This window comes from Geobacillus sp. WSUCF1, assembly GCF_000422025.1.
Taxonomy (GTDB): domain Bacteria; phylum Bacillota; class Bacilli; order Bacillales; family Anoxybacillaceae; genus Geobacillus; species Geobacillus zalihae.
Genome location: NZ_ATCO01000100.1, coordinates 1 through 12417, shown reverse-complemented (window position 1 = coordinate 12417; position 12417 = coordinate 1). Strand labels below are relative to the sequence as shown.

Below are 12417 nucleotides of genomic sequence, written 5' to 3'. Positions count from 1 at the left end.
CAAATTGAGAAGTCCTGTAAAATCAACGCCTCTCTTTCACCCAAAAGCAACGGATTCGGCGAAATCGGTCGTTTTTCACCAGTCCTCTAAAGGAACAAAGCAACTTGTCTTGCCAAGAAGGGGGCAGCCGCCCATGAGCATGGCCTCCTCCTTCGGGCAGAGGTCGTGTCGGAACGCCACTTTTCCCATGAGAGGGGTAGAAGACGGATGATTGGGTTGATGAAAGGATTGGCGTATACGTTAAAAGAGTTGACGCGCGAAAAAGTGACGTACGATTACCCGCACGAACCGCTCCCGCTCCCGGATCGGTTTCGCGGCATCCAGAAATTTTATCCCGAAAAATGCATCGTGTGCAACCAGTGTGTCAACATTTGCCCGACCGAATGCATCCAGCTGACCGGGAAAAAACATCCCGATCCGACGAAAAAAGGGAAAGTGATTGAGACGTACAACATCAACTTTGAAATTTGCATTTTATGTGATTTGTGCACGGAAGTATGCCCAACGGAAGCGATTGTCATGACGAACAACTTTGAGCTCGCGGAATACAGCCGCGACGCTCTGTATAAAGATTTGGCCTGGCTCGATGAAAACGATACGAACATCAGAAGGGAGAATAAGCCGTGAGCGGAACGGACATCGCCTTTTTCTTGCTCGCCCTCGCGGCGATTGCCGGGGGAGTGACGATGCTCCAGCTGACGAACGTCGTCCATATGGTCATCGCCCTCGTCATGACATTTGTAGGCATTGCCGGGCTGTACGTGCTGTTGTCCGCCGAATTTGTCGCTGTTGTGCAAGTGCTTATCTATTCCGGAGCCATCACGATCATCATGCTGTTTGCGATCATGCTGACGCGCCATCACACAGACGAAAGGGAGCGCCCAACCACCGGCGGCGTCTGGCATAAAGCGGTTGCCGCCCTCTCCGTCATCGCCTTCGGCCTTGCCGTCTACTTCGGCATCCGCCAGCTCGACTTCGGCGCTGACGGCAGCGCGCTTTCGGGCGACAACGCGAAGGCGATCGGCAAGTCGCTTTACTCGTATTATACGATTCCGTTTGAAATCGTGTCCGTCATTTTGCTCGTCGCCTTGGTCGGGGCGATTGTGCTGGCGAAAAAAGACGGCAAGGGGGCGGAAGACGAATGACATTATCGGCCTATTTAGCGTTGGCGCTGATCTTGTTTTGCATTGGGCTGTACGGGGCGCTGACGAAGAGGAATACGGTCATTGTGCTCATCTGCATTGAGCTGATGTTAAATGCGGTCAACATCAATTTCGTCGCTTTTGCCAAATACGGCGCCCATCCCAGCGTTCACGGGCACGTGTTCGCGCTGTTTGCGATCGCCGTGGCGGCGGCGGAAGCAGCCGTCGGCTTAGCTGCGCTCATCGCTTTTTACCGCAGCCGGAAGACGGTTCAAGTCGATGAAGCCAATTCGTTGAAACATTAGAGAAGGGGATGGGAACGATGATGAACCTAGCTTGGGTCGTGCCGCTGTTCCCGCTTGGTTCGTTCATTCTGTTGCTGCTGTTCGGACGGAGATGGAAACAGCGAAGCGCCTATGTCGGCATCGCCGCGGCGTTCTTGTCGCTGCTTTTGGCGCTCGCGGTGCTTGTGGACCGCCTTGGCGGGTCGACGTATGAGGCAAACTGGACATGGATGACGATAGGCGGCGTGACGTTGACGGTCGGGATTTCCGCCACCGCCCTAAACGCTTGGATGCTCGTCGTCGTCGCACTCGTCAGCTGGCTCGTCCATGTGTATTCGCAAGGGTACATGGCTGGCGATGAACGGTTTTCCACCTTTTACGCGTATTTGGGCCTGTTTACGTTTGCGATGCTCGGTCTTGTGCTGTCGCCGAATTTGCTGCAGGCGTACATCTTTTGGGAGCTCGTCGGGCTTGGATCGTTTTTGCTGATCGGTTTTTACTTCTATAAGGAAGAAGCAAAAGCGGCGGCGAAAAAAGCGTTCATCATGACGCGCATCGGCGACGTTGGCTTTTTTATCGGCATGATGTTGCTCTTTTGGCAAACGCACAGCTTTGATTACGATGACATTTTCCGCGCCGTCGGCGACGGCACGCTGTCGCCGGGGATGACGACGCTCGCTGTGATCTTGATTTTCATCGGCGCCATCGGCAAATCGGGGCAATTTCCGCTCCATACATGGCTTCCAGACGCGATGGAAGGCCCGACGCCGGTGTCGGCGCTCATCCACGCTGCGACGATGGTGGCGGCCGGTGTGTACCTTGTGGCGGCATTGTTTCCGCTGTATGAGGCAAGCCATGCAGCCATGATGACCGTGGCGACGATCGGCGGGGTGACGGCCATTTTCGCCGCGACGATCGGCTTGGTGCAGACGGACATCAAGCGCGTCCTCGCCTATTCGACGATCAGCCAGCTCGGTTATATGATGTTGGCGCTTGGCGCCGGCAGCTATGTCGCGGCCATCTTCCATTTGACGACGCACGCGTTCTTTAAAGCGCTCCTCTTTTTGGCCGCCGGGAGCGTCATTCATGCCGTCCGTACGCAAAACATCGAGGAAATGGGCGGACTTTGGCAGCGGCTGCCATGGACCGCGCCGCTATTCCTCATTGGGGCGCTGTCGATCAGCGGGGTTCCGCTATTCGCCGGCTTTTTCAGCAAGGACGAAATTTTGGCCGCCGCCTGGACGAACGGGCCGCGCCTCCTCTTTTGGCTCGCGGTCGCTGCCGCGCTGTTGACGTCGTTTTATATGTTCCGGCTCTTTTTCCTCGTCTTTGCCGGCAAAGCGCGGCATCATGAGGATGCTCATGAAGCGCCGGCCTCGATGGTGGCGCCAATGCTTGTGCTCGGCGTGCTGTCGATTGCATCCGGATACATGCAAACGCCGTGGTTTGGCTCGTTCCTTGGCGAATGGTTGACGGATGGAGCGTATCGTCATGAAGCGGCGCCGGGATGGATCGCTGTTTTGGCGACGATCGTGTCGTTTGCAGGGATTTTTCTCGCTTGGCTGATGTACGGGGCGCAGAAAATGCCGCGCGATTGGCTGTCCGCGCGTGTTCCGTATGTTGATGAGCTGCTGCGCCGTCATTACTACATCGATGACATTTACCGTTTGACGGTCGTGTCGCTTGTGTCATGGATCAGCCGCCTGTTGGCGTATGTCGACCGCTTCCTTGTTGAAGGGCTCGCCCGGCTTGCCGCCGGCATTGTCGGCGCGGCCGCCTCGGCTGGGTCGCGCGGGCAAAACGGGCAGGCGCAGACGTATGGGGCGGTGACGGTGGCCGGATTGGCGATTTTGGTCGTCATTTTCGCCTTAACAGGGGGGTACTGGCTATGATGTTTTTATCGCTGCTCGTCTTTTCGCCGCTGTTAGGCATCATGTTGCTGATGTTTGTCCGCAAAACGGATGAACGAATGATTCAATGGCTCGGAACGGCCGCCACCGTACCGCCGCTCATTTTGGCGTTGTTTGCTTTCATTCAGTCTGGACGCGGGTTTCGCCTCGAGCGGCTCGACGAAGCACGGGACTGGGTGCGGCTTACGGACCTGCCATTTTTGACGGACGCGGCGTATGTGATCCGCTATGAGCTCGGCATCGATGGGCTGTCGCTTGTCTTTATCGTTCTGACCGCGGTGTTGGCGACGTTGGCCGCTTTGGCGTCGATGCTTGTCACAACGGAGAAAAAAGGGTATTTTCTCTGGCTGCTGGCGCTTGAGATTGGCATGCTCGGCGTATTTTCCGCCGCCAATTTCGTTTGGTTTTTCCTCTTCTTAGAAGTGACGTTGGTCGCCATGTTTTTGCTTGTCGGCAAGTGGGGCGGGTTTGAGCGCGAGCGGGCGGCGTACAGCTACTTGGTGTATAACGGGCTCGGCTCGGCTTTGCTGCTTGTCGTGATCGCGGTGCTGCTTGCCCGAACGGGAACAGCGAACTTTGCCTTGCTTCATGAAATGTTACATAATCCAGCGGCGGAAGGGCAACTGATTGCGCCGCTGACGGCGGAAGGGCGTCGCTGGCTGCTCGGCGGGCTGCTGTTGGCATTTGCTGTCAAGCTGCCGGCTGTTCCGTTCCACCGCTGGCTCATCCGCGTCCACGTCGAAGCGCCGCCGCCGGTGGTGATGCTTCATGCCGGGGTGTTGTTGAAAATCGCAGCGTATGGGATGATTCGCTTCGGGGTCGGCTTGTTTCCGGATGAGTTCCGCTCGTTTGCCGGCGTTCTCGCTCTATTTGGCGTCATCAACGTGCTGTACGGCGCGCTGTTGGCGCTTCGCCAGCGCGAATTGAAACATGTGCTCGCCTATTCGAGCGTATCGCACATGGGAGTCGTGCTCATCGGACTCGGCGCGTTGAATGAGGCCGGCATTCAAGGAGCGGTCTTGCAATCGGTGGCTCACGGACTCATCTCGGCCTTGTCGTTTTTGCTTGTCGGCGTGCTCGCTCATCGAATGGGAACAACGGACATCAACCGGCTTGGTGGACTGACGAAAGCGATGCCGCTCTTTTCCGGGTATTTGCTCACAGCGGCGCTCGCCTTGCTCGGTCTGCCGGGGCTGGCGGGATTTGTCGGTGAATTCACGTCGTTTCTCGGGCTGTTTCAAACGAAGCCGGCCCTTGCCGCCGTGGGGGCGCTTGGATTGATCTTCGCCGCTGTCTACTCACTGAAAGCCGTCCTTGATATCACGTTCGGCCGCCCCCGCGACCGGCGGGAAGCGGTCATGGGCTGGCGTGAGCCGCAAGCATCTGCGGCAAGCCTCGGTGAACCGCAAGGGGGCGTCGTTGACTTGCAAGGAAAAGAAGCTGTGCCGGCGTTCATCCTCGTCGCGTTGATCGTGGCCGTCGGCGTCTATCCGCAGCTATTGGCCGCGCCGCTTACGGCCGTCGTCAAGACGATGATGAACGGGCTAGGGGGTTGATCACATGAACGATGTATGGCAATCCGATTGGAGCATGATGGCGCCCGAATGGATCGTCCTCGCGGCCGCCATAACGCTGTTGGTGATGGACTTGGCGCTGCCAAGTAGCCGAAGCCGCCGGCCGCTTGCTTGGGGCGCCGCGGCGGCGGCAGCGCTCGCCATGATCGCGACAGCGGCGATGATCCCGGCCGAGTCGGCATCGATTTTGCATGATACGTTCCGGCTTGATGCGTTCGCCAAAGCGTTCAAGCTCGTTGTGCTGGCTGGCGGAGCGCTCGCTCTGCTTTTAGTGGCCGAATGGGCGCCGAAAGAAGGCAGTCCGCACCGCGGCGAATTTGTCTATATGATGTTGTTTGCGCTGCTTGGGGCGATGATGATGGCGTCTAGCGGCGATTTGCTTACATTATTTGTAAGCCTTGAGCTGCTTTCGGTGTCGTCCTACATTTTGGCCGGTTTGCGCAAAACGGCGCCGGCATCGAACGAGGCGGCGCTCAAATACGTCATCAATGGCGGCATCGCCACCGCCATCATGCTGTTTGGCATGAGTTATGTGTTCGGCTTGACCGGAACGACGAATCTCGGCGGCATCGCGCGCCGCTTGCAGGAGACGAACGAGCCGTACATGCTTGCTTTGGCGTTTCTGCTTTTGCTGATCGGCGTTTCGTTTAAGCTGGCGACCGTTCCGTTTCATATGTGGGCGCCGGACGTGTACGAAGGAGCGCCCGTTCCCGCGACCGCGTTTTTTGCCGTCGTGTCGAAAACAGCCGGCTTTGTCCTTCTTCTCCGTTTGCTGGTGACGATCTTTGCCGCGGCGCCGGCAGAAGGGAGGGATCCGTCATCGCTCCTTTTGTCGATGCAGCCGATCATCACCGTGTTAGCCGGATTGACGATGATCATCGGCAGCGTCGTGGCGCTTCGGCAGCGGAGTTTAAAGCGGCTGCTCGCCTACTCGAGCATCGCTCACGCCGGCTACTTGCTCGCGGGGTTTGCCGCGATGTCATGGGCGATGATCGATTCGCTCTGGATGTATTTGCTCGTCTATACGTTGATGAACATCGGGACGTTTGCCATTATTGCCCATATTGTCAATGAAACCGGATCCGATGATTTGGATGGACTGGCCGGCTTATATCGGCACCGCCCACTGCTGGCTGCGGCGCTCGGGCTGTTTTTGCTCTCGCTCGCCGGCATCCCAGGAACAGCTGGCTTTATCGCCAAGCTGCATATTTTCATCGGCCTTGTCGTCACAGAGCCGGGCCATTATGTGCTCGCCGCCGTGATGGCGATCACGACCGTCATCTCGTACGTGTACTATTTCAATTTGATCGTCCAGCTCTTTTTCCGCCCGACGTTCACCGCGCCGCTTGGCCGGCTGCCGGCCGGGCTGTCGACCGCCGTCGTTCTTTGCGCGCTTGGAACGTTGGCGATCGGCTGGGCGCCGGGGCTTGCTTACGATATGCTCGCCCAGTTTGGGCATTTTGGCGATTTTTTGCCGTAACGGTAGAATAAAGGGAGAGGGAGAATGCCTCTCCTCTTTTTTTTGCGCCGCCGGCTTCGTTTGGAAAGGAGGGGATGCGCTGCGTGCTTTGCGCAGGAAAGCTCCATCGAGCCATGTTTGCTTTCCACCTAGCATGAAAGTTTCAAGGCCTGCGCATTTTCATAGAAAGAGAGGAATGCTCATCCCGCTGGCTTTGTTTCGGGACGAGGAGCACCTTGGATGTGCGGCCGGCTCTGTTTCGGGGGAGAAGAGCTTGTCATGCGCCGCTTAATCTGTTTTCGAAACGCATGAAGTGCTTTGGCTGCTCGCCGCGTTCCGAAAAAGAGGAAATGCTTCGTATGCTTCGTTTCACATATGCTTGAGAAAGAGGTGAAACTTGATGATGCCGGTCATCGGCCAACAAGCGTTGATTTCGATTATCGTTCATTTGGCGTTTCTAGCGGTGACGTGGTGGACGCTGCAGGCGGTGCGGCTCGAGGTGCTGCTTCGGCCGAACCGCGTCGTCCAAGGGCGGCTGCTGTACATTTTATTGACGATTGCCATCGGCTCGACGGTGGCGAACTTTTTCCTTGACTATTGGGCTTGGTCAACCGATTTGCCGTATTTGTTCCGCGAATAGGGAGGCCCGGGCGCGTGGTGCTTCGGCTCCCCCTCCAACTGCCCGCTTGCCCCGCCCTCTGTCCGGCTGATCCGTTCTTGCCCCCGCCTCTTTGCTCCCCGTCCCGTCCCCTTCTTCCATGGATTCTCGGCTGTTTGCCTCCGCTTTGATGTTTATTTATGAAATCGATTTCAAAAATCGCCGGTTGTCGATTTTTTTGACGTATGTTCCCTTGCCCGGTGGCAACAATAACAAGTAAGGAGAGGAAGGGAACGAAGATGAGAAAAAATCCAATCTGTTGGCTGATGGCGCTCGTCGCCGCGGTCTTGTTGTTGGCCGCAGGGCAATACCGGACGGAAGGCGCGCGGGGGAACGAATGGTCCGAACCGTTGGAAATGATGGCGCACACATTGGCGCAACACGGTGCCTCGCTCGGCCGCTGGGTCGTGTACACAAGAGAGTATGCCCACGATATTCAAAATGATGCGGACTTTTTCAAAAAAATGGCGGAGTTCAAACAAACATACCGCTCCTTCCGCTGGACGTTCCACCAAACTAGCCATTGGCAAAAAGTGATCGGCACGAATGAACATTCCTTTTTTCGTGAACAAATCCAGCTCGTGATGACCGTCACAAATGGAACGCCGCAAACGTATATCCTCTATGAAGCGACCGGCCCAACGTGGAGCCAAGCTGGGTGGAAAGAAGCAGCACAGCACATTCAAAAAACGACGAACGGACTATTTGTGAATCACTCTACATTTTTCGCTTGTATTGAAGGCGAGTTCAGTGGTAATATGGAAGGTGGTTTGTTCGACCAAGCCTCTCAATTGCTTCGCGATTTTCAAGCGACGCCTGTCGAGTGGCTGCGGGAAGAGTCACTCGTTTCCCTGTCTGCATATACTGGGCAGTGGAAGAACGTTCTCCCGGCCGCCAATCATCAGCCGATCAACCTGCAACTCGCCTTGAGAGAAAGATTGGGCGGCAAGACGCGCGTCGTTGCTGGAACCCCAATCATTACCATTGAATACTAATATAGAGAAATTGGACGCGGAGGGGAATACCTTGGAAAAGATCATCGTCCGTGGCGGAAACCGGTTGAGCGGCACCGTCAAAGTGGAAGGCGCAAAAAATGCCGTTTTGCCTGTCATCGCTGCCACTTTATTGGCTACGAAAGGAACAAGTACGATTCATGATGTGCCTGCTCTTTCCGATGTATATACAATCAGTGAAGTGCTCCGCTATTTAGGCGCCGATGTGCACATTGCCGACGAGACGGTTACCGTCGATGCCACCGGTCCGTTGACGGTGGAAGCGCCGTTTGAATATGTGCGAAAAATGCGCGCGTCGGTGCTTGTCATGGGGCCGCTGTTGGCGCGCAACGGCCGAGCCCGCGTGGCGCTGCCGGGCGGCTGTGCCATTGGCTCGCGCCCGATCGATCAACATTTAAAAGGATTTGAAGCGATGGGCGCGTCTGTGAAAGTCGGCAATGGCTTTATCGATGCGGAAGTGAACGGACGGCTCCGCGGCGCCAAAATTTATTTGGACTTTCCAAGCGTCGGGGCGACGGAAAACATTATGATGGCCGCCGTGCTCGCGGAGGGCACGACTGTGATCGAAAACTGTGCGAAAGAGCCGGAAATCGTCGATTTGGCGAACTTTTTGAACGCGATGGGCGCCAAAGTGCGCGGCGCCGGCACCGGAACGATTCGAATCGAGGGAGTTGACGAGCTCGTCGGCACAACGCATACGGTCATTCCGGACCGCATCGAAGCCGGCACGTTTATGGTGGCGGCGGCAATCACCGGCGGCAATGTCCTCGTGCAAGGAGCCGTTCCGGAACATTTAGGCTCGCTGATCGCCAAACTCGAAGAAATGGGCGTGACCGTCATTGAAGAGGAAAGCGGCTTGCGTGTCATCGGTCCGGAAAAGCTGAAAGCCGTCGACATTAAAACGATGCCATATCCGGGCTTTCCGACCGACATGCAGTCGCAAATGATGGCTCTCTTGTTGAAAGCGGAAGGCACGAGCATGATCACCGAGACGGTGTTTGAAAATCGCTTTATGCATGTGGAGGAATTCCGGCGCATGAACGCCGATATTAAAATTGAAGGGCGTTCCGTCATTATCAATGGCCCGTGCCAGCTGCAAGGCGCCGAAGTGGCGGCCACCGATTTGCGCGCAGCGGCGGCGTTGATTTTGGCTGGACTCGCGGCGGATGGCTACACGCGCGTGACCGAGCTTCGTCATCTCGACCGCGGGTATGTCCGCTTCCACGAAAAGTTGGCTGCGCTTGGGGCCGACATTGAACGCGTCCGCGAAGAAACGGAACAATTCGACCAAATTCAAACGATCCAATGGAACGGATAAAGAGCGAAAAACGACCGTTCCTTGCCTTTTGGCAGGGAATGGTCGTTTTTTCTTGGAACACGGGCGACCGTCGAAGGACGGTAAAAAACAACCGTTCGTTCCTAACGGTCTGTTTTGAAGCTCAGAGAAAGACCGTCTGTATGAAATTTCTCCATAAGCTTGATCGCATCGCGCGAAGCAAGTCGCGACGGTGGTGAAACATGTGCTTTCGAGAACCCCCTTGTTCCATCGCCCCTATTCAGTCACCGACTTTTTTCAACGGCTTCATGTTTAGCAGGCTGGCGATTTAAGGGGAAATGCTGTTCTCCAACAGTGTTTCTCAAATGGAAAAACCTTGCAACACCATAGCGTCATTCCTTGCGATTTCTCACAAACTGAGCGAATCCGTTGTTTTTCACCAGCCTTTTAGGCGGAGTGCGAAACGCGCTCATGAAGGTTTTGGCTGGAAAGAAAACTGTCATATATACTTGTCCGAGCCCATAACTATAGTAACGAACCGAAGCCAACGCAGGCATTCATTCGCGATGTCCGCTTGTGCTTGGAAAATGCATATTGGGGGCTCGGCTATGGTGAAACGACTGAAACCGGTGATGGCGCTCGCTCTCTCGCTGTTTGTCGCCATCCTCGTCATTCCGACGGCGCTCGTTCTTCCATTTTATGACGGGAAGGTGGCCAAATTGGCCGAACAACTGCACAAGCAAGAACAAGTCCAACGGTCGCAGGCAGCCGAAGGGCCGTCCATCGACGTGGCGGTCTATCGAAGCAAAGAACAACGCGTCGAACATATTCCCCTCGAGCAATACGTCATCGGCGTCGTTGCGGCGGAAATGCCGGCCGAATTTGAACTCGAGGCATTAAAGGCGCAAGCGTTGACGGCAAGAACGTACATCGTGAAGCAATTGCTCGCCAACCAGCCGTTTCGCCTGCCAAAAGGAGCGAATGTGACCGACACGGTGGCTCATCAAGTCTATTACAGCGATGACGAACTGCGAAAACTATGGGGCAGCGACTACGATTGGAAAATGAAAAAAGTGACAAAAGCGGTGATGGACACGCAAGGGCAAATTTTGACATACAACAATGAGCCGATCGAGGCGCTGTTTTTTTCGACAAGCAACGGCTATACGGAAAATTCGGAAGCCTATTGGCAAAGCGATTTTCCGTATTTAAAAAGTGTCGCCAGCCCATGGGACAAACAATCCCCGAAGTTTTACCAGCGAAAAACGATGCCAGTGGCGGAATTCGAGCGAAGACTGGGGGTCGAACTGCCCGCTGACGGCTCAGTCGGCGTCATTGTATCGCGCACTCCCGGCCGCCGCGTCGGCGAAGTGAAGATTGGCGGCAAGACGTTTACGGGCCGCGATGTGCGCGAACGGCTCGGATTGCCGTCGAGTGATTTCACCTGGGTGCGCAACGGAGATGACATCATCATTACGACAAAAGGCTACGGCCATGGCGTCGGCATGAGCCAATACGGAGCCAACTTTATGGCCAAAGAAGGGAAAACGTACGCCGACATCGTTAAATATTATTACCGCGGCGTCCATATTTCGTCGGCGACGGCGTTTTTAAACAAATTGACCGCGAAAAATGGATGAACCGGGGTTCTGCGCCCCGGTTTTTCTGTCAAATGTTCGGGGCAAACGGCAGGGAGACGCCCCTCATTTTTTTGTATAAAATCTAGCCGAATGTCAAAAAATAAGTGAAAAAATTGTTTTCTATGTGTATATCTTTTCCTCTTTCTGTTCAAAATGGTTGCTGAGGTGATGAACATGAGAGAGGAACAAAAACAATCGTCGCTGAAGCGTCTGTTCCGCAAACGCTGGGTATTTCCGGCCATCTATTTATCGTCTGCCGCATTGATCGTCGCTGGTGCGCTTTGGTTCCAATTGGGCAAAGAGGAGAATACGGGCAGAGACAACGTGGCGAAAAACGGCACCGCCCAGCAAGAAAATCCGGCTGTTCCGGTCAATGAAACGGTCGAAACGATTGCGATGCCGGTGCTTGATCCAAATGCGGTGCAAGTGAAAACGCCATTCTACGATGACAAAGCATCGGAAGCAGAACAGGAAGCAGCCCTCGTCTTTTATGATCATACGTACCACCCGAACCAAGGCATCGATCTTGTGCGCCAAGACGGCAAAACGTTTGATGTCACCGCTTCCTTGAGCGGCACGGTAACGAAAGCGGAAAAAGACCCGATTTTGGGCTATGTTGTCGAAATCAATCATGAACAAGGGGTCACGACCGTCTATCAATCGCTCGCTGATGTGAAAGTCGAAGCCGGCGACACGGTGAAACAAGGTGAAGTGATCGGCAAGGCAGGGCAAAGCGAATTCAACAAAGAAGCCGGCATCCACGTCCATTTTGAAATTCGCAAAGACGGCCGGGCGGTCAACCCGATCGATTATGTCGACAAACCGTTGACGGCTTTGACTGACAAAGCGGAAGACAAAACGGGAACCGATCGCGCCGCCACGAGCAAAGAAAAAGAATTGATCCCGAGTGACGAAACAGCGCCGACAGACGAAAACCCAGCGAATGAACAACCATCGGCTGACGACCATTCGACGACGCCAAGCGACAACCATCAAGACGAAAACAACGATGCTTCATCCTACAAAACGCCAGACGCCTCGATCGGCATGGCAAGAGCGTAATCGACAAGGCGTCGAGCAAGAGGAAACGAAAAACGCGACGAAAAGGCCTGTCCGTTTGCCAAGACAAGCGGGCGGGTCTTTTTGGTTTTGATGTTTCGAAATCCAAACGGGGAAGCACAGCGACCAGAAAAAGCTCTTCACTAGTAATGATGAAAAAAAGAGGCACGCATCGTGATCGAGCGTTGCCCCTTTCCATCAAGTGAATTCGCTATGAATGGGTCAAGCAAACGCGACACCACGCCCATGCGGTCATAGACAACAGATTCCGCGTCGCAATCGATCATCAATCTTTTGCAAAGGGTACAACAAAACCTTTCAATTCCTCATAGGTACGATAAAAACAGGCGATACTGGGTACATTCCTAGAACACCAGTATCTCCGTTTCAATCCCTCATAGG

General features: G+C 55.0%; 11 protein-coding genes. All 11 read left to right on the top strand.

Features of this window, described 5'->3' with window-relative positions; translation table 11 throughout:
* The first annotated feature begins 207 nt into the window (after positions 1 to 207).
* The 11 genes from nuoI (at position 208) to I656_RS06265 (ending at position 12018) form a co-directional block, all read left to right on the top strand.
* On the top strand, positions 208 to 627 hold the full coding sequence (gene nuoI, locus I656_RS06220; RefSeq protein WP_013146600.1) for an NADH-quinone oxidoreductase subunit NuoI: 420 nt from the start codon (positions 208 to 210) through the stop codon (positions 625 to 627).
* The gene (locus I656_RS06225) at positions 624 to 1145 is read left to right on the top strand and encodes an NADH-quinone oxidoreductase subunit J (protein ID WP_020755487.1); all 522 of its coding nucleotides are present in this window, start codon (positions 624 to 626) and stop codon (positions 1143 to 1145) included. The genes nuoI and I656_RS06225 overlap by 4 nt, the downstream gene beginning before the upstream one ends.
* On the top strand, positions 1142 to 1447 hold the full coding sequence (nuoK, locus tag I656_RS06230; protein WP_011232815.1) for an NADH-quinone oxidoreductase subunit NuoK: 306 nt from the start codon (positions 1142 to 1144) through the stop codon (positions 1445 to 1447). Before I656_RS06225 ends, nuoK begins: the two co-directional genes overlap by 4 nt.
* 17 nt (positions 1448 to 1464) lie before the next feature.
* Positions 1465 to 3318 (top strand): NADH-quinone oxidoreductase subunit L, encoded by a 1854-nt coding sequence (gene nuoL, locus I656_RS06235; RefSeq protein WP_033005900.1) that lies wholly within the window; start codon positions 1465 to 1467, stop codon positions 3316 to 3318.
* On the top strand, positions 3315 to 4892 hold the full coding sequence (locus I656_RS06240) for an NADH-quinone oxidoreductase subunit M (protein WP_020755485.1): 1578 nt from the start codon (positions 3315 to 3317) through the stop codon (positions 4890 to 4892). The genes nuoL and I656_RS06240 overlap by 4 nt, the downstream gene beginning before the upstream one ends.
* Positions 4893 to 4896: 4 nt before the next feature.
* Positions 4897 to 6390 carry an NADH-quinone oxidoreductase subunit NuoN gene (gene nuoN, locus I656_RS06245; protein ID WP_020755484.1) on the top strand — a complete coding sequence of 498 codons (1494 nt, stop codon included), beginning with the start codon at positions 4897 to 4899 and terminating at the stop codon, positions 6388 to 6390.
* 379 nt (positions 6391 to 6769) lie between these two features.
* Positions 6770 to 7009, top strand: a complete 240-nt coding sequence (locus I656_RS06250; protein WP_011232810.1) for a DUF1146 family protein — start codon at positions 6770 to 6772, stop codon at positions 7007 to 7009.
* A gap of 257 nt (positions 7010 to 7266) precedes the next feature.
* The gene (locus I656_RS06255) at positions 7267 to 8022 is read left to right on the top strand and encodes a YwmB family TATA-box binding protein (RefSeq protein ID WP_033005898.1); all 756 of its coding nucleotides are present in this window, start codon (positions 7267 to 7269) and stop codon (positions 8020 to 8022) included.
* A gap of 31 nt (positions 8023 to 8053) precedes the next feature.
* A complete protein-coding gene (murA, locus tag I656_RS06260; protein ID WP_014196941.1) occupies positions 8054 to 9358 on the top strand; it encodes a UDP-N-acetylglucosamine 1-carboxyvinyltransferase in 1305 nt (434 codons plus the stop codon).
* Positions 9359 to 9924: 566 nt separating this feature from the next.
* Positions 9925 to 10956 (top strand): stage II sporulation protein D, encoded by a 1032-nt coding sequence (gene spoIID, locus I656_RS0115870; protein ID WP_011232807.1) that lies wholly within the window; start codon positions 9925 to 9927, stop codon positions 10954 to 10956.
* 174 nt (positions 10957 to 11130) lie between these two features.
* The gene (locus I656_RS06265; RefSeq protein WP_013524797.1) at positions 11131 to 12018 is read left to right on the top strand and encodes a M23 family metallopeptidase; all 888 of its coding nucleotides are present in this window, start codon (positions 11131 to 11133) and stop codon (positions 12016 to 12018) included.
* Positions 12019 to 12417: the final 399 nt, after the last annotated feature.